18 protein-coding genes and 1 pseudogene are annotated in these 17,145 nt (G+C 71.7%); 9 read left to right on the top strand and 10 right to left on the bottom strand.

The window, feature by feature from the left end:
• Positions 1-71 precede the first annotated feature (71 nt).
• Positions 72-1,259 (bottom strand): DUF6924 domain-containing protein, encoded by a 1,188-nt coding sequence (locus ACIRB4_RS12495; protein ID WP_403290316.1) that lies wholly within the window; start codon positions 1,257-1,259, stop codon positions 72-74.
• A 107-nt stretch (positions 1,260-1,366) separates the two neighbouring features.
• On the opposite strand from ACIRB4_RS12495, the gene ACIRB4_RS12490 reads away from it, so the two are divergent.
• The 5 genes from ACIRB4_RS12490 to ACIRB4_RS12470 all read left to right on the top strand — a co-directional run bounded on the left by ACIRB4_RS12490 (position 1,367) and on the right by ACIRB4_RS12470 (position 7,369).
• On the top strand, positions 1,367-1,984 hold the full coding sequence (locus tag ACIRB4_RS12490; protein ID WP_403290314.1) for a TetR family transcriptional regulator: 618 nt from the start codon (positions 1,367-1,369) through the stop codon (positions 1,982-1,984).
• Complete coding sequence (locus tag ACIRB4_RS12485) at positions 1,968-3,620, top strand: acyl-CoA dehydrogenase family protein (RefSeq protein WP_403290311.1); 1,653 nt, start codon at positions 1,968-1,970, stop codon at positions 3,618-3,620. Before ACIRB4_RS12490 ends, ACIRB4_RS12485 begins: the two co-directional genes overlap by 17 nt.
• 405 nt (positions 3,621-4,025) lie before the next feature.
• The gene (locus tag ACIRB4_RS12480; RefSeq protein WP_403290308.1) at positions 4,026-4,343 is read left to right on the top strand and encodes a cupin; all 318 of its coding nucleotides are present in this window, start codon (positions 4,026-4,028) and stop codon (positions 4,341-4,343) included.
• A 168-nt stretch (positions 4,344-4,511) separates the two neighbouring features.
• Positions 4,512-4,925, top strand: coding sequence for a hypothetical protein (locus ACIRB4_RS12475; protein ID WP_403290305.1), 414 nt, complete (start codon positions 4,512-4,514; stop codon positions 4,923-4,925).
• 143 nt (positions 4,926-5,068) lie between these two features.
• Positions 5,069-7,369 (top strand): protein kinase, encoded by a 2,301-nt coding sequence (locus tag ACIRB4_RS12470; RefSeq protein WP_403290303.1) that lies wholly within the window; start codon positions 5,069-5,071, stop codon positions 7,367-7,369.
• 40 nt (positions 7,370-7,409) lie between these two features.
• Here ACIRB4_RS12470 and ACIRB4_RS12465 read toward each other — a convergent pair whose 3' ends face one another.
• Positions 7,410-7,928: a tetratricopeptide repeat protein gene (locus ACIRB4_RS12465; RefSeq protein WP_403290300.1), complete on the bottom strand. Its 519-nt coding sequence runs from the start codon at positions 7,926-7,928 to the stop codon at positions 7,410-7,412.
• Positions 7,929-8,096: 168 nt separating this feature from the next.
• Here ACIRB4_RS12465 and ACIRB4_RS12460 point away from each other — a divergent pair, with 168 nt between their 5' ends.
• Positions 8,097-9,698 (top strand): poly(3-hydroxybutyrate) depolymerase, encoded by a 1,602-nt coding sequence (locus tag ACIRB4_RS12460; RefSeq protein WP_403290297.1) that lies wholly within the window; start codon positions 8,097-8,099, stop codon positions 9,696-9,698.
• An 18-nt stretch (positions 9,699-9,716) separates the two neighbouring features.
• Here the strand turns inward: ACIRB4_RS12460 and ACIRB4_RS12455 are convergent, their stop codons facing one another.
• Both ACIRB4_RS12455 and ACIRB4_RS12450 read right to left on the bottom strand, forming a co-directional pair.
• Positions 9,717-10,037 (bottom strand): CU044_2847 family protein, encoded by a 321-nt coding sequence (locus ACIRB4_RS12455; protein ID WP_403290294.1) that lies wholly within the window; start codon positions 10,035-10,037, stop codon positions 9,717-9,719.
• Between the two features lie 146 nt (positions 10,038-10,183).
• Positions 10,184-10,669, bottom strand: coding sequence for an SRPBCC family protein (locus ACIRB4_RS12450; protein ID WP_403290291.1), 486 nt, complete (start codon positions 10,667-10,669; stop codon positions 10,184-10,186).
• Between the two features lie 293 nt (positions 10,670-10,962).
• Between ACIRB4_RS12450 and ACIRB4_RS12445 the strand changes: the two genes are divergently transcribed.
• Positions 10,963-11,529 (top strand): PadR family transcriptional regulator, encoded by a 567-nt coding sequence (locus tag ACIRB4_RS12445; protein ID WP_403290288.1) that lies wholly within the window; start codon positions 10,963-10,965, stop codon positions 11,527-11,529.
• Between the two features lie 51 nt (positions 11,530-11,580).
• Positions 11,581-12,036, top strand: coding sequence for a peroxiredoxin (locus tag ACIRB4_RS12440; RefSeq protein ID WP_403290285.1), 456 nt, complete (start codon positions 11,581-11,583; stop codon positions 12,034-12,036).
• Between the two features lie 110 nt (positions 12,037-12,146).
• Here the strand turns inward: ACIRB4_RS12440 and ACIRB4_RS12435 are convergent, their stop codons facing one another.
• The 6 genes from ACIRB4_RS12435 to ACIRB4_RS12410 all read right to left on the bottom strand — a co-directional run bounded on the left by ACIRB4_RS12435 (position 12,147) and on the right by ACIRB4_RS12410 (position 16,413).
• Complete coding sequence (locus ACIRB4_RS12435) at positions 12,147-12,518, bottom strand: peptidase inhibitor family I36 protein (RefSeq protein WP_403290282.1); 372 nt, start codon at positions 12,516-12,518, stop codon at positions 12,147-12,149.
• The gene (locus tag ACIRB4_RS12430; protein ID WP_403290280.1) at positions 12,515-13,186 is read right to left on the bottom strand and encodes a hypothetical protein; all 672 of its coding nucleotides are present in this window, start codon (positions 13,184-13,186) and stop codon (positions 12,515-12,517) included. The genes ACIRB4_RS12435 and ACIRB4_RS12430 overlap by 4 nt, the downstream gene beginning before the upstream one ends.
• Positions 13,187-13,699: 513 nt before the next feature.
• A complete protein-coding gene (locus ACIRB4_RS12425; RefSeq protein ID WP_403290278.1) occupies positions 13,700-14,482 on the bottom strand; it encodes a polysaccharide deacetylase family protein in 783 nt (260 codons plus the stop codon).
• Between the two features lie 239 nt (positions 14,483-14,721).
• On the bottom strand, positions 14,722-15,099 hold the full coding sequence (locus tag ACIRB4_RS12420; RefSeq protein WP_403290275.1) for a hypothetical protein: 378 nt from the start codon (positions 15,097-15,099) through the stop codon (positions 14,722-14,724).
• A gap of 129 nt (positions 15,100-15,228) precedes the next feature.
• On the bottom strand, positions 15,229-15,912 hold the full coding sequence (locus ACIRB4_RS12415) for a DUF6766 family protein (protein ID WP_403290272.1): 684 nt from the start codon (positions 15,910-15,912) through the stop codon (positions 15,229-15,231).
• Between the two features lie 87 nt (positions 15,913-15,999).
• The gene (locus ACIRB4_RS12410; protein WP_403290269.1) at positions 16,000-16,413 is read right to left on the bottom strand and encodes a hypothetical protein; all 414 of its coding nucleotides are present in this window, start codon (positions 16,411-16,413) and stop codon (positions 16,000-16,002) included.
• A gap of 92 nt (positions 16,414-16,505) precedes the next feature.
• On the opposite strand from ACIRB4_RS12410, the pseudogene ACIRB4_RS12405 reads away from it, so the two are divergent.
• Positions 16,506-16,994, top strand: a pseudogene (locus tag ACIRB4_RS12405) (DUF6328 family protein); the annotation flags it as partial.
• Positions 16,995-17,145: the final 151 nt, after the last annotated feature.

The raw sequence follows: 17,145 nt of genomic DNA, 5'->3' as shown, positions 1-17,145 counted from the left end.
GGCTGCGCTGCGCCCGGGCCGCCCCACGGCCCGGGCTCACTCCTCATAAGGTCCGAAGACCCCGTCCGGCTTCAGAAGGTCCTGAAGATCCCGTCCGGGTCGTCGTGCGCCGCGCCCGCGTACTCCTCGAATCCCATGTTGGCGAGCGACAGGTTGGCGTGGATGCCGTGTACGGCCGCCGGGGCCGTACGGAAGCGGGCGCCGAACGCGGTCAGCCGCGCGTACTCCTCGTCGTCGTCGCACTCCTCCCGCGTGAGCGCGGTCACGGCGAGCAGCGCGCGGTGTGGGGACGTCATCGTCGCCCGGTCGGCGAGGAACACGACACTGAGTTCGTCGTCGCCGGCCACCGCCGCCAGCGCCTCGTCCACACCGGCTCCGGCCCACGCCGGATCGTCGACGACGTGCGCGGCCGACTCGGGGTCCTCGGCCAGTGCCGCCCTGACGGCCCGCCAGGCGCCGTCGTCCGTGTAGTCGGTACGGATCACCAGGGCGTCGAACGGGTCCCGCCCGGTGACCGGCGGCCTCGGGGTGCGGGGGCGCGGGACCAGCCGGGGGCGGGTGAAGTCCGCGTTGTCGACGACGGCGTCCACCCTCGGGAGCGGGGCGACCTCGTCGAGATAGATCCGCTGCGCCACCAGGTACCGGTCACGGTGGAGGGACTCCGCGTCGGAGCCGGCCCAGTCCTGGTCGCGCAGCGCCCCGCGCCGTACGGAGAGTTCGGCGTCCACGTCGAGCCACACGCGGTAGTCCCAGTAGTCGTCGATCTCCGGACGGAAGGCGAAGACGCCGTCCACGACGAGCACGGAGTCCGGGGCGAGCGGGGACCGCCGGGCCGAGTGGTCGAGCTGGGTCAGCGGATCGATGGCGCACAGGGAGCAGGACTCCGCCTCGCAGGAGCGGCACGGGTCGAGCAGGAGCCTCCTGACCGAGTCGTAGTCGTAGGCGTTGCGGTAGTACCCCTCCCCCGACTCCCGGTCGTAGAGATGCCGGTCCTTCCACGGCCTCTTGAAGTCGTCGAGCGTCGCACGCAGGACGGGCCGGCCCGTGGCGGCGATCCGCTCGGCCACTTCATGGCCGAAGCTGGTCTTTCCCGCCGCCGTGAGGCCGTCGATGCCCACGAGGAGGCGCCCGGGGCTCCGGGCCAGGATCGCCTCGGCGATCTGCCCCACCAGCGCGACGCGCGCCGCGGACGCGACGGGCGGCACCGGCTGCCGCCACGTCGAGGACGAATGCTGGACGGCGGCCCGCTGAAGAGTCATGGGGCGAACCTACCGACCGCCCCCGCCCCCGCGCCCGCGCCCGCGCCCGAAGCGCTGGGGCGCCCCCACCCCTTGTTGAAGCAATGAATCACTGCTTCACTTCTTCCATGCCCTACCGCCGCACGCCCGCCGTCCAGGCCCGCCTCGACGCCCAGCGCGCCACCGTCGTGGACGCGGCCATCGGGCTGCTCGCCGAGCACGGCTACGCCGGCTGCACCATGGCCGCCGTGGCGGCGCGGGCGGGGATCGCCACCGGCAGCGTCTACCGCCACTTCGCCGGCAAGGCGGAGCTGGCCGTCGAGGTGTTCCGGACGGTCGTCTCGCGCGAGGTCGCCGCCGTGTCCGAGGCGGCCGGCCGGCCCGGGCACGCCGACGCCGCCGAGCGGGTCGTCGCCGTCATCGAGACGTTCGCGCACCGCGCACTGAAGTCGCCGCGCCTGGCGTACGCGCTGCTCGCCGAGCCCGTGGACCCGGCGGTGGACGCCGAACGGCTGGTCTTCCGGCGGGCGTTCCGCGACGTGTTCGCCGAGCGGATCGCCGAGGGCGTGCGCAGCGGCCGGCTCCCGCCCCAGGACGCCGCGCTGACGGCCTCGGCGCTCGTGGGAGCGGGCGCGGAGGCGCTCGTCGGCCCGCTGGCGGCGGGAACGGTCGGGCCGGACACCGTACCCGCCCTTGTCACCTTCACCCTGCGAGCCCTGGGAGTTCCCGATGCCGATCACGCATGAGGTCACCAACCAAGTTCCGCCGCTCACCGGCTACGACGTGTCGGCCGACCCGGCCCTGCTGGAGGGGATGCGCCGGGAGGGCGCCGGCTGGGCCGAGGCGGAGGTGCGCGAGCTGGGTGTGCGGGCCGGTGGTGAACAGGCCCAGGAGTGGGGCCGGTCGGCCGAGCGGAACTCTCCCGTCCTGCACACGCACGACCGCTACGGCCACCGTGTCGACGAGGTGGAGTTCCACCCGTACTGGCACGAGCTGATGACGGTCGCCGTGCGGCACGGGCTGCACGGCGCGCCCTGGCGCGACGAACGCCCCGGGGCGCACGTGGCGCGCGCGGCGAAGGTGTTCGTCTGGGGGCAGGCCGACCCGGGCCATCTGTGCCCGGTGTCGATGACGTACGCGGCGGTGCCCGCCCTGCGGGCGCAGCCCGATCTCGCCGCGGTGTACGAGCCCCTTCTCACCTCCCCCTTCTACGACTTCGGGCTGCGCGAGCCGACCTCGAAGCGCGGGATCATCGCCGGGATGTCGATGACCGAGAAGCAGGGCGGCTCGGACGTCCGGGCGAACACCACACGTGCCGTACCGGCGGGCGAGGACGGCTGCTACGCGCTGACCGGTCACAAGTGGTTCACCTCGGCGCCGATGTCGGACGTGTTCCTCACCCTGGCGCAGGCCCCCGGCGGTCTGTCGTGCTTCCTCGTGCCGCGCGTCCTGCCGGACGGCTCGCGCAACGCGATCCGGCTCCAGCGGCTCAAGGACAAGCTCGGCAACCGTTCCAACGCGTCGTCCGAGATCGAGTACGAGGGTGCTCTCGGCCGACTCGTGGGCGAGGAGGGCCGGGGCGTGGCCACCATCATCCGGATGGTGAACATGACCCGTCTGGACTGCGCGATCAGTTCGGCGTCCGGCATGCGCCAGGGGCTGGTGCAGGCGGTCCACCACGCCACGTACCGCAGCGCGTTCGGGGCGCGCCTTGTCGACCAGCCGCTGATGACCAACGTCCTCGCCGACCTGGCCGTGGAGGCGGAGGCGGCGACGATGGCGGGGCTGCGGCTGGCGGGGGCCGTGGACCGGGCGGCGGCGGGTGACGCGGACGAGGAGCTGCTGCGCCGGATCGGCCTCGCGGTGACCAAGTACTGGGTGTGCAAGCGGGCTCCGGCGCACGCGGCCGAGGCCCTGGAGTGCCTGGGCGGCAACGGTTACGTGGAGGACTCGGGACTCCCCCGGCTCTACCGCGAGTCGCCGCTTCCCTCCATCTGGGAGGGCTCGGGCAACGTCGCCGCGCTCGACGTGCTGCGGGCGATGGGGCGGCAGCCGGACGCCGTCGAGGCGTTCTTCGCCGAGGTCGACCGTGCGGCCGGCGCCGACCGCCGGCTCGACGCGGCCACGGCCCGACTGCGCAAGGAGCTGGCCGACCTCGGCGACCCGGACGCCCTGCAATACCGCGCGCGCCGTCTGGTCGAGCACATGGCGCTGGTCCTGCAGGGCTCGCTCCTCGTCCGCCACGGTCACCCGGCGGTGGCGGACGCGTTCTGCGCCTCGCGCCTGGACGGCGACTGGGGCGTCGCCTTCGGCACGCTGCCCCCGGGTCTGGACACGGCGGCGATCATCGAGCGCGGTACGCCGGAGGCGGCCGGCGCCTGACCCCCGCCGGGCCTCGGCCCGTGCCCCGCGGTACCCGAAGGGGTACGTGGGCTACCGCGTGGGCGACCAGTACGGCGCCTCCACCCTCGTGAAGATCGTGATCACCGGTGAGCAGGTCCACGGATCCACACCGTGGCAGGGCGTCGACCCGATGCCGGCGGCGGGCACGGTGCTGACCCCGGCACCAGGCGGACGCGGCCTGGTCACCAACCACCATCCGCGTTTCTACGCCGACGACGACACCCTGGTCACGGGCGCCCGGCTGCACGCTCAGGTGGCGTACGACCATCTCGCCGGAACCCTGACCGTCGGTCAGCGGGGCGCCCCGGTCGTTCCCCGAGTTGCGTTCCCCGGGACACACGCAAGGCTGGGAGGCAAAGCCCGCGCACCCCGCAGGGAGAAACGATGCACGATCTCGCAGCCCTGGCCGACGAGCATCTCGCCAACGCGCGCGACGACGCGCACGGCAGGAGCGCCCAACTGCTGGTCCATGACGGAGTGCTCCGGCAGAGCGTCATCGCCATGACGTCGGGGACGGTGCTCGACGAGCACAACGCGCCACCCGCCGCGAGCCTGCAGGTGCTGCGCGGGCGGGTGAAGCTGACGGCCGCCGACCGGTCGGAGGAACTCTCGGCGGGCGAACTGCAGATGATCCCCAAGGAGCGACACGGCCTGGCCGCCCTGGAGGACGCGGTCGTCCTGCTGACCGCCGTCAACGACTAGGTCCCGTCTCTTTGGCCATCGAGCGCCGACGAGGAAGACAGTCGGGCTCGACGGGGCACTTGTGGCCGTCCGGTCTACGATCGCTGCTTCGCATCAGGCAGGGCGTCGGCGCGGAGGGCGGGGCGAGTGACCGAGGCAGATGTTCCGCGGCAGGAGCCGGTCTGGTTGGTGGCGGCCAACGTCGTGGCCTGGCGTCGATGCGGGGTGGGCGGCCAGGAACTGCGCCCGGGGACGAAGTGCTTCAAGGGCGGGGCGAAAGTCTACGTGGCCGACGCGTACTGGGGCCCGGGAGGCGATCGGGTCACGGTGGTCGGACGTGAGCGGCACACCAGCCGGTGGATCGTCATCGACATGGCGACGCGCCACCTTTACGGCTTCTGGCCGAAACTCATCCATACTCCGCGCGTCTTGGAGCGGTTGCGTGAGTCAGGACGCGCACGCGGACTCGCCGCGGACCACGCGGTGGACGTCTCCGTGGCGCTGGAGCGGTACGCGCGCCAGTACCGCGCCGAGACGGCGCCGCACTGTCCGCACCCCGACCGATGCCTGTGCCACGCCTGCGCCACCGGCGAATCCGGGTAAAGCGTGTTCCTTCGATGGGTCGCTCAGCTGATCAGGTGCGTCCGTCCGGTTATTGATCACAGACGCACCAGCTCGCCGTGGGGGGAGCTGCCCGAGGAACCCGGATCGTTTCCAGACCGCTCGCAAACGGCCGACTGGACCGAATGGGTCGACTCCACCGTCGTCCTGGCAGGATGCGTGTAGAGGTGCGGCCCGGTAGGCCGGGATGCGCGAGGGGCAAGACCTGGGGGGGTGTTGTGGAGGCTCTGCGTGCGGTGGACCCCACGAGAATCGGTCCGTTTCCGTTGCTCGCGCGTCTGGGCGAGGGAGGCATGGGGGTGGTGTATCTCGCCCGCACCGTCGAGGGGCGGGCCGTCGCACTGAAGACGGTACGGGCGGACATGGCGAACGCCCCCGGCTTCCGCCAGAGATTCGCCCGCGAGGTAAGGGCCTGTCGCGCGGTGAGCGGTCCCGGCATGGTGAAGGTGATCGACTTCGACACCGGCGGGAACCTGCCGTGGCTGGCCACCGAGTACGTCCCCGGCCCTTCGCTCGGCGCCGCGGTGGATGTCCACGGGCCGCTGCCCGAGGACTCCTTACGGCGCCTGCTCGGGGGGCTCGCGCGGGGCCTGGTCAGAGTGCACTCGGCCGGGCTTGTGCACCGGGACGTCAAGCCGACCAATGTGCTGCTCGCCCCCGAAGGGCCCTTGCTGATCGACTTCGGCATCGCGCGCGCGGCCGACGAGACGGCGCTGACCGGTACGGGCATGGTGATCGGCTCGCCCGGATACATGCCGCCCGAACAGGCGGTGGGGCGGACCGTCGAGGCGGCGGGCGACGTCTTCTCGCTCGGCGCGGTGGTGGCGTACGCGGCGACGGGACGCGGGCCGTTCGGTACCGGCGCCGTCCATGAGCTTCTGTACCGCCTGGTCCATGAGGAACCGGACCTGGCGGGCCTGCCTCCCGGACTCGTGGAGACTGTGCGCCGAATGCTGGCGAAGGATGCCCGGCACCGGCCCTCCGCGGAGGAGCTGGCCGCCGTGGACGGGGCCGAGGGTGGGAACTGGCTTCCTGAGGCGGTGTCGGCGGACATCACACGCCAGAGGGGGCGGCTGCGGGCGCTCCAGGCGGCCGCGGCGACCCTGGTGGTGAATCCCGCGCACTCGGTGAACCCGGCTCCTGGACCGGCTCTCGAACCGGCCCCGACGCGCATCGACCCGGCGCGGCCCGTCTCCCCCGCCCCGTCGCCCCGCGCCGCCCCGCCGGTACGGCGGATGAGCAGGCGCGCCCTGTTGGGCACCGGCATCGTCGGCTGCTCCGCGCTGGTCGGCGGCGCCTGGGCCCTGGTCCGCGCACAGGACCGCGAAGGCGGTGCAAGCGGCGGGAAGGCGCTTCGGGAGCCGTCCTGGTCGTACACGCACGACGCCGAGATCGTCACCCCGCCCGCACCCGGCCGGCGCACCGTGGCCTTCGGGGACGCGCGCGGCAGGATCGTCTTGGTGAGCCAGAACTCCCACGCGCTGCAGTGGGCCGTCGATCTCCGCACCTATGCGGGAGCGGGAACGGTGTCCGAAGCGGTTCCGATCGTGCTGCCCGTCGGCGTGGACCGGATCCGGCGGGGCGACCAGGACGTCGTCCTCGCCCTGACCGGGGACGCCACCCTCCACGGCCTCAGCCAGGAGTCGGGCGAGCGGCTGTGGACGCGGACGTTCCATGGCGACACGGCCCGGCTGCTCCCCCAGGTGGGCGGCGGTCATTTCGTGGTCGCCAGCGGTTACGGCCGGAGCCTCGGCAAGGTCACGGTCATGAACGCCGCCGGCGTCGTGCTCCTGGAGACCGACCCCCCTGACAGCTCACTGGCATGGGACGAGGGCGACGCCGTCGCCCTGTACAGCCTGGCCGGCGACTGGGACGGGCCGGGGCGCCGGACCGTGTCCGTACCGGACGGGAAGACTTCCCGTCTCCGCAAACTGCCGGACGGCTTGGCGTCCGCGGCCATCGAGGCGGATGGGTGTCTCTACTTCCACACGCGGCGCGGCGTCGCGTGCGAACCGGTCGATCCTTCGGACGTCAGCGGGTGGGAGTTCACCTCCGACGCCGACAGCGTCGTCGTCGACCGGGATCCGCCGGTCGTCCAGGGCGGAACGGTGATCTTCCGGTACGGGGAAGCGGTGTACGCGACGGCGGGGCCCGACGACCCTCTCTGGAAGTTCGTCGCGGACGGACAGATCACCGGAAGGGTGTCCTCGCTCGCACGGGGAGGCGACGAGGAGAGCCTGCTGTTCTTCGGTACGGACAAGGCCACGGTCTACGCCCTGAACGGCCGATCGGGCAAGGTCGTCTGGCAGCACACGGCTCCAGGGGGACCGCTCCACGGACCGGTCCCGCACGGCGACAGCGTGTACGTGGCGCAGGAGCGGACCCTCACCGTGCTGGACTCGGCCGGCCCGCGGTGGAAGTCGTGAACCACCGCGGACGGTGAAGAGGCGGTCGGGGCCCTCTCCGCTACACGGTCTCGTTCAGATCCCGCGCGTAGTACTCGATGGCCCGACGGTACCGCCGTACGTGCGCGTCGTCGCTCGTCGCCGCCACCAGGTTCAGCAGCAGCCGCGTGGACTCGTGGTGCTCGCCCGTGTTGAACAGGGCCATCGCCAGGAAGGTGCGCAGTGCGCCGTCTTCGGGGAACTCCTCGGTGCCGCGGCGGAGCGTGGCGACGGCCTGCTCGTAGCGGCCGAGGACGCGGTACGTGCTGCCGAGGCCCAGGAGCGCCCCGCGGCGGTCCTCGGCCGGCAGGGCGGCCGGGCCGGTGATGGCGAGCGCCCGTTCGTAGAAGGGGACCGCTTCGGCCTCCAGGCCGAGGACGTCGTGGGCCCAGGCGGTCTGGTAGGCCACCTCGGCGTCGGCGGGGTGCCGCGCGGCGAGTTCCACCAGCCGGGCCCTCGCCTCCTCCTGACGGCCCTGCTCCCGCAGCCGTATCGCCTCGGCCAGCAGGTCGTCCCGTACGTCCCTCACGTCCTCGCTCATGGCGTCATCGTCGCAGGCGGCCCGGCGCCGTGGCGCGGCGGATGCCAGATGACGGGGCGCCATAGCACCGCCCGCCGGTTGTGGCGGCCGGGACCATAGGAGCCCGGTCCTGCGCGCCCCTACCCTCCCGGCCATCACCCCGTCCGTACGAGCCGCCCGGGAGACTCCATGCGACCACCGTCCCGCTCCGTCCGCCGGTCGGCGGCGCTGCTGCTGTTCGCCGTTGCCGCCGCCCTCCTCCCCACCACGACGCCGGCCGCGTCCGCCGCCCCCGTGCCCGCGCCCGGCCAGTTGCGGCCGTACAACGTCGATGCCGTCTACACCTCGGGGGTGTCGTCCGGCGGCTACATGGCCACGCAGCTCCACGTGGCGTACTCGGGTACCTTCAGCGGCTCGGCGGCCTTCGCCTCCGGCCCGTACGACTGCGCCCAGAGCTCGCTCTCCACCGCCCTCAACGCCTGCATGAACACCACGCAGGACCTCCAGCTCGGGACCCTGGAGCAGACCACCCGGGACTGGTCGGCGCGGGGGCTGATCGACCCGGTGGCCCAGCTGGCGGGCGACCCGGTGTACGTCTTCAGCGGCTCGAACGACTCCACGGTGAAGCGGCCGGTGGCCGACGCGCTGGCGGACTACTACGGCCGGTTCGGCGCGCGGGTCCGGTACGACCGCTCCACGGCGGCCGGGCACGCCTGGATCAGCCCCCTCGGCCCCAACTCCTGTACGGTCACGCAGAGTCCGTGGATCAACCACTGCGGGATCGACGCGCAGCGGGACCTCCTCGGCCATCTGCTGGGCTCCGTCGACGCCCCGAGCGCCTCCCCCGGCGGCGCGCTGATCCAGTTCGACCAGAACGCCTACGCCCCCGGTGGCACGGCGGCGGCACACTCCCTCGACGACCGGGGCTTCGTGTACGTGCCCACGTCGTGCTCGGACGGCGCCGCCTGCACCCTCATGGTGGCCCTGCACGGCTGCAAGCAGGGGTACGGGTACCAGGGCTTCGGGACGCGATTCGTCGACAAGGCGTATCTCAACGAGTACGCCGACACCAACGACATGATCGTGCTCTACCCGCAGGCCGCCGCGACGGCCACGTTGGAGAACCCCAACGGGTGCTGGAACTGGTGGGGTTATCTCGGTGACTCCGCCTACGCGCGGCACGGCGGCAAGCAGATCGAGACGGTCATGGCGATGGTCAGGGCGCTGCGCGGCGGCTCCACGCCGCAGCCGGAGACCGGTCACGTCACCCTGGAGAGCGTGGACGCCGAGGACGGCTATGTGAAGGCGGCGGCGGACGGTTCGGGGGCGACGGTGGGAACGCTGGAGGCCAGCTACGGTCTCGCGCTCGGCCGGGGCACCGACGGCCGGGTGAACCGGACGCTGCTCTCCTTCGACACCTCGCGGATCCCGCCGGGCAAGGAGATCGTAGGGGCCCGTCTGACCGTGAACCGGAGCAGCGGTTCCGGCGATCCATGGGCCTCGCCGGCGGGCAACCGGCTCCTCGCGGACGTCCGCACGGGCTGCTTCGGGGCCTGCTCGATCGAGGCGTCGGACTGGTCGGCGGCGGCCACGGCGGAGGGCGGGGCCCAGATCGGCGCGTTCTCGTCGGGGAGCGCCACGTCGACGGAGTTCTCGGCGGCGGCTCTCGCGGCCCTCGACCGGAACGGCACCACGCAGGTGCGGCTGCGTTTCGAGTCGGCGCCCGCCTCCACCGCGTACCTCTTCATCGGCAGGGACGCTCCGGTGACGCTGACGGTGGAGTACCGGTAGGCGATTACGCTGGGGGGCTCATCCGGGGGGCTCGGTGGGGGACTTCGTCCATTCCAGGGTCACCCGCAGGTTGGCGCTGGTGCTGCCCTTGACGATGATCGCGGTCAGCCCTCCCGGCTCCACGCCGATCTGGCAGCCGAACTCCACGGTCGCCCGGTCGGGCGCCGCCGCCCGCAGGGAGTCGCTGAGCTGTCCCGCGAAGGAGGACAGGGCGCGGGTGACCCCGGAGAGATCGGCCACGTGATCGGCGAGCCCTTCGAGCTCCACGTCGGGGCCGACGGGCTCCGTCTCCACGTAGAGGGCACCGTCCGCGACCTCGACCTTGGTGACGTCCGGCATCACACGACTCCCTCCGGGGGCGGGGTTGCGGGCAGGGCGCCAGTATCGCCGGGCGGTGCCCCGCGCGCGCGTCCGTGGCGGGCATTCGGCGTAGCGGGGCGGCGAGGCGGCGGGGCGGGGCGCCACATCGGGGCGTGCCGCCGGGTTCAGCGCGGCGGCTCCGGCAGCTCCTCGCCCGTTTCCAGAAGGCTCTTCAGGCTGGAGAGGAGGGCAGGCCACCCCTCGGCGATCAGGTCGCGGATCATGCCGTCGGGTTCCAGGTCGTCGTGCACCACGGTCAGCTTGACGATGTCCCCGGCCGGTTCGATCGCGAAGGTCACCTTCGAACGGCGCTCCTCGGCCAGCTTCGCGTACGTCTCGTCGCCGATCCCGACCGCCTCCGCCCACTCCGGCGTGAAGGTGTGCCAGGTGTACGAGAGGAGCCGGCCGGGCTCGGCGGCGAGGACGGTCTGCTCGGGGTCGGCGGTCTTGCGGCCGCCCTCGTCCCAGACCATCGGAGACCCGGCGGTCCACTCCGTATCGAAGGCCACGCCCCAGTACCGGCGCGTGAGGGAGGGGTCGGTCAGGGCCTGCCAGAGCTCGTCGGGGGTGGTGCGGATGTAGGTGGTGTAGACGAAGGCGTTGGTGTCCATCGGGTTGTGCTCCCCTTGCTGACGTCGGGTCGGTGAGCGCGGCAGGTGGACGCGCTCGTGGGCGTACCGCTCTAACGAAGCCCGGCCCCGGCGGGTCGCAGCGCCGCCGTCACCAGCCCCTCGGCCTCCTGGTACCAGGATTTCGCGGAGCTCCGGATCGCGCACGCTCTCGACCGCACGGGTGGACCGGGCGAGGGCCGCACCCCGCCTGCCGACCCGCGAGGCCGAGGAGCGCCGGTCACCCGTTGAATAGGTGTGGAAGACGCTATTCAACACGCTGCTAGCGTGTCCGGATGTCCCTCAAGCACGCCGTTCTCGCCGCTCTCCTGGAGGGCGAGGCATCCGGATACGACCTGGCCAAGCTCTTCGACGTGTCTGTCGCCAACTTCTGGGCGGCGACTCCGCAGCAGCTCTACCGGGAGCTGGACCGGCTCTCCGAGGCCGGTCTGATCGCCGCCCGTGTCGTGCAGCAGGAGCGCCGCCCCAACAAGCGGATGTTCACGCTCACCGATGCCGGCCGGGAGGATCTCGTCGCCTACACGGCCACGGCCCCCCGTCCCACGGCCATCCGCGACGAGCTGATGGTGCAGGTGCAGGCGTGCGACGAAGGGGACACGGACGCGGTCCGTGGTTTCGTCGAGGAGCGGATGGAGTGGGCACGGGGCAAGCTCGCTCGGTACGACAAGGCGCGGGAGTGGCTGCTGGACGGCCGGGACGAGGAGACGTACCTGCGTGAGGCCGAGCGGATCGGTCCGTACCTCACGCTGATGCGGGGCCGTTCCTTCGAGGAGGAGAACCTGCGCTGGGGCGAGCGCGTGCTGGCGATCCTGGATCAGCGGCGGTCCGTACGGCAGGGGTAAGGTCACCGGTCGGCAACCGGAGCGGCCGGTGGCGGACAAGGGATGGGCCTGATGAACGTCGGCGACATCGTGGAGGACTTCACTCTTCCGGACGAAACAGGGGCGCCTCGTTCGCTGACCGGGCTACTCTCCGACGGCCCCGTCGTCCTCTTCTTCTATCCCGCCGCCTTCACACCGGGCTGTACGGCCGAGGCCTGCCACTTCCGCGATCTGGCGGGCGAGTTCCGGGCCGTCGGGGCCCGGCCTGTCGGCATCAGCGCCGACCTGGCCGAGCGGCAGCAGGAGTTCGCCGACCGCCACTCGCTCGGGTTTCCGCTGCTGTCCGACCCGGACGGTGCGATACGTGACCGGTTCGGGGTGACGCGCGGCTTCTCGCTCGCACCGACCAAGCGGGTCACGTTCGTGATCGGTGAGGACCGCCGGATCGTCGAGGTCGTCCGCAGTGAGCTGCGGATGAGCGCGCACGCGGACCGCGCGCTGGCGGCGCTCCGGGCACGCACGTCCTGAAGCACCGCTCCCGCTAACGCCGCCCCACCCCACTGGCACGGGGGTGGGGCGCGGACGGCCCGCTCCGCCTCACCCGTACACGGGCGCGGAGCGGGCCGTCCGGGGCCGGTTCAGCAGCTCATCGCCCAGGTGTGGGAATCTCCCCGGTCGTTGGCGGCGCCCTGGTAGCCGACCTCCTGGCCGGGGGCCAGGCAGATCGTCATGGCGCCGCCCTGCCAGGCGTTCTCGTAGACGCGGACGTGGTCCTTGACGCCGGGGCCGGAGATGCCGTGGTTGGCCCAGGAGGAGTCGGTGTCGGCGATCCAGCTCTCCCACCAGCCGTCGTCGCCGCTCCAGTTGGCCCGCTGGCCGCCGAAGTTGGCCTCCTGCCAGACGCAGAAGTGGCCGCTCGGGCAGTCGGCCGCCTGCGCCGGGGCCGTCATGGCCAGTCCGCCGGCGAGGGTGAGGAGAGCCGCCGCGGTGGTGGTGAGGAGTCGCTTCATGAAGCGTCGTTGCCTTTCTGTGCGGTGGTGCGGGCGGAGAGTTCGGCCGCCCGCTGCAGTGCGCGGGTGCGCAGCTGCCGGTAGGTGGTGAGCTGGTCCTGGCGCAGGGCGCGCACCATCGCCAGCTCGGCGGGTTCCAGCCGGGCGCGCACGGCGGCGAGACCGCTCTCGCGTTCGCACCGGGTGGCGACGGCGGGGTCGGGGCGCTCTGGGCGGGGGCGGCCGGGCGGTGCGGCGCACCGGGTCCATCGGTCCAGGGCGGCGCGGTGAACGGGGTCGGTCTTCATACGGGCCTGGGCTTCGGTGCGCAGGTTGCCGACGATCACCTGGGCGCGGAACCAGCGCCCCTGGTCGCCGTAGAGGGTGCCGCGGGCGGTGGCGAGGCAGCCGTCGCTGTGGGCCGTGACGGTCTGCCCGGTGGCGACGGTGACGGACAGCTCTCTGGGGCCGGTGCCGAAGAGAGCCCCCTGGAGCCGGCTGTCGGCGGCGGGTGTACGGGGCCGGGTGGTCAGGGTGAGGCCCTGGGTATGGAGGCAGCGCTCGACGAGAGTGCGCTCCGCGGTCCGGAGGAGGGCGTCCTGCGCCTGGGGTTCCGAAGGGAGCGAGGGCTCGGCCGCGACGGTGGTGCAGCCCACGAGGAGCAGCGCCGCGGCCGTGCTCGCGAACATGGTGCGGGCATGCCCGGACCTGTGGAACATGAACGGTCCCCCCCTGAGAAGTGCCTGGTCAGCGGGGTCGGACGGCGTGACCGTCACTCCCCGTGACGATCACTGCCCGGGGTGGGCCGGGGCCATGCGAAGGTCACCCGAAGGGGTCGAAAGCGCCGGAGCGCGCGCTGCGCGGGGGCGTTGTGAGCGCCTGCGGAGAGAGGCGTAGGGGAGGCCGGAGGCGATCGAACGGGACGCGGCCGGACACGACGAAGCCCGGCACGTGGCGGCCGGACGACGAAGCCCGGCACGTGGCGGCCGGACACGACGAAGCCCCGGTTGGACGGGGGATTCCAACCGGGGCCGATCGCCGTGATCAGCGAAGGGCGGTCGCCTCAGAGGGGGGACCTGGGGACCGGGCCCCTTCGCAATCACATATTGATGAACGATAAACCACAGCCCCTTGTTCCACCTCATCCCGGATGCCCGGCGTGAGGCGTATCACCCCGCTTTAACCGCGTGTCTCGTGTCCGTCTACGGACGGTAGACGGTGCCCGGCTCGGCCTTGCCCGGCGCCAGGAGCTGGGGCACGGTCACGAAGGTGAAGCCGCGCCTCTTCAACTCGTCGATGATCCCGGGCACGGCCGGAACCGTCCCGTCGTAGATGTCGTGCAGCAGGATGATGCCGTCACCCTCGGCACCGTCGACCGTGCGCTGATGTATGAGCGCCGAATCGGTGGTGGCGTAGTCCTTGGCCGTGACGCTCCACAGGATCTGCGCGAGCCCCAGCTCGCGGCTCACCTCGGAGACCATGTCGTCGGTACGGCCCTGCGGCGGCCGCATCAGAGTGGGCTTGCGGCCGGTGATCCGCTGTATCGCCTCCTGGGTGCGGGACAGCTCGTCGCGGACCTGGTCCGCCTCCAGGTCGGTCAGTATGCGGTGGGTCCAGGTGTGGTTGGCAACCTCGTGCCCCTCGTCCGCGATCCGCTTGACGACCTGGGGATACCGGTCGACGTGCTTCTTGCCGAGCAGGAAGAAGGTGGCGGGGACCTTCTTCTCCTTGAGTATGTCGAGCAGGCGCGGGGTGTCCTTGCCCGGCCCCGCGTCGAAGGTCAGGGCGATGCACTTCGCCTTGCCGCAGTCGACCGCGCCGGCCGCCCCGGCGCCCCCCTTGCCGTCCGAGTCGGCGACCTCGCCCCGGGCTTCGCCCGGTGTCACCGCGTCGACCCCGCAGCCGCCGAGCGCCAGAATCAGCGAGGCCGCCGCGAGAATCGCGACGGCCGGCCCCCGGCGCCTGCCCGGCTTGTTTCGGAACATGCTGCAACCCACTCCCCATGTCATCCGCTTCGGTCAGCCACTTCCGCCTGGTCAGGGGCGGTGCCACGTGGCTCGCCGAGCACTCTACACAGGGTGTATACACGGCATGCATAGGGGGTGGTGCCTGGTGCAGGAGAGTCAGGAGATGCGGGGGCCGGGCACACGGGTGCCCCGGGCGGCGCCCGTCCGCTCCGCCCGGGGTGTGCGGCGCCGACCGGGACGGCCGGCGAGTCAAGCCCTCAGCGGGAGGCCAGGAGGAGGCGGGCCTCGGTCTCCTGGTCGCCGGAGACGGATTGCAGCGACTGGATGTCGAAGCTGGCGGCGAGGGTCTTCTCCACCTCGTCGACCGCGTGGTAGCCGCCGGTCAGCACCGCTCCGACCATGGCGCTCAACGGAACGGGACGCGCGTCCTCCCGCCGTCCGCCGGCCGTGTCGAAGGTGGCCATCCAGACGGTGGGGGTCGGGGCGGTGGACGCCGCGGGCCCGGGCGCGGTCATGTCCTCGAGTTCGTAGACGCTGTCGAGGACATCGAAGACGGCCTGGGCGTCCTCCCGGTTGCAGTCGCTCAGCTGAACGGTGACGTCGGTGTCGATGTGCATGTCGTACACGTCGCTCATCTCCTCGCGCCCCGAGCGGCCGCCCGTCCTGCCACGCTTCCAGCATCCCTCGCACCCGGGCATCCCGCGAGGCCCGCCCACGGCGGATCGTCGGACACAGGCCTCGGACCCAGGGTGCCGGGCCCCGCTTCAGCCTTCGAAGTCGGTGTCACCGTGCGACGCCCCGACCGGCTTGGACTCGGGCGAGCCGCGCTGACGTAGGAAGACGGCGAAGATCGCCATGGATCCCACGGCGAGCAGTTCGGACTGCCAGTTCTGCAGCGTGCGGCTCCAGAAATCGGGCGACCCGAGGTATTCGGACCAGGGCAGGGGGTCCTGGAGGGAGCGCAGGCGCTCCTCGCTCTCCGCGGCCGCACCGGACACGGACTGGGCGAACCAGGCGCCGAGGAAGATCAGGAGCATCAGAGCGCCGAGAGACCGGGAGTAGAGGGCCTGTCGCACTCCCCCGACCACTGCCCACTTCGGGGAGTCGGGGCGGGCGTGGTCACCCGTCAGCTGCTCACGGTCGGTCTCCGTACCGGCCTTGTGCAGCTCCTTCGACTCGGGCGATCCACGCTGCAGGAGCCAGACGGTGAGGAGGATGAAGAGGAAGAACTGCAGATATTCCGACTGCCAGTTCTCGGTCACGTTGACGGCGAAGTGCGCGGTGGTGAGGTATTCACCCAAGCCGATCGTCGAGGCTCCCTCCGCCTTCAGCTCCTCGTTGAACTCCGCGCGGCCGGCCAGCGCCTGACCGAGCAGTGTGAGCAGGAACCCGATGCCGAAGACGACCGAGATGCCGTTGTCGCGCAGGAACCGTGTGGCCCGGCTCATCCGTGCATCGCCCCCATCACGGAGAAGTAGACCAGGCCACCGGCGATGGCCAGCAGATAGAGCACGAACATCACACGCATGACGGACTCAATCCCCCTTCACATCGCAGTCGTAGGGGCGGTCGGTGCGCGGGGTGCAGCCCGCCGCCGTGACCAGCCAGCCGTCGGGGGAAGAGCGCAGGAAGAATGTGTCGCCGTCGAGGGTGACTTGCGCCTGGCGGCCGTACACGGCGGTGGCGCGGACCTCTCCGGCGAACGGAAGATCCGCCTGCGCGAGGCCATCGGCGCAGGTGGGGCCCGGGTCGTCGGCCAGTTCCTCACGCACCGTGGGCGCGAGAAGCGCACACGCGGTCGCCATGTCGTCGGCGTTGGTCACCCGCACGAACTTCTCGGCCGCGTCGGTGACCGCCTGAACGCGGTCCTCCGGTACCGAGCAACCGCCCGTCAACGCCGCGGCGACGACGACAGGCAGCAGAACGGCTCTGGCTCGCCCCGGCCTCATTCGGCGAACCTCCTCACGATTGAGAGTCGCTACGAGCGGTTACCCGCAACCAAGGGATAGAAACGGGAGGTTACGTGACCAACCGTGACGAACTGGGTTCGAAAGGCGACGGCGGCCTCATAAAAGGGCGTCATGAGACGCCGGAGGAACGCGCTGACCGGCGCTGGATCGAACTCATGCAGGAGATCAGGGTCGCCCAGACAGGCGTCCAGATCCTCTTCGGTTTCCTGCTGACCGTCGTCTTCACTCCCCGCTTCCCGGAGCTCACGGTCATCGACCGGACGATCTACATCATCACCGTGTCCCTGGGCGCGGCAGCGACCGGCGCACTCATCGGCCCGGTCTCGTTCCACCGGTTGGTGGCGGGGCGTCGGATCAAACCACAGGCCGTGGAGTGGGCTTCACGGCTGACCTTCATCGGGCTCGTCCTGCTGCTCGCGACGCTGGCCTCGGCGCTGCTGCTGATCCTGCGGGTGGCGACGGACGGCGACTACGGTCCGTGGCTGGTGGTCGGTCTGGTCGCGTGGTATCTGCTGTGCTGGTACGTGCTGCCGCTGTGGGTCCGCCATCGGTACACCAGCGGCTCCCGCGGCTCCGGTGACGGCTATCGCCGCTCGAACTCGGGCTCCGGCTCGGGTTCCGCGTCTAGCTCTGGCTCGGGCTCAAGCTCGAGCTCGGCTTCCGGCTCTGGCTCTGGCTCTGGCTCTGGCTCTGGCTCGGACTATGGCCCGG

Origin of the sequence: Streptomyces sp. NPDC093600 (genome assembly GCF_044764755.1) — a bacterium.
Lineage (GTDB): Bacteria > Actinomycetota > Actinomycetes > Streptomycetales > Streptomycetaceae > Streptomyces.
The sequence above is the reverse complement of the archived record's forward strand: the minus strand, read 5'-3'. Positions and strand labels throughout refer to the sequence as shown.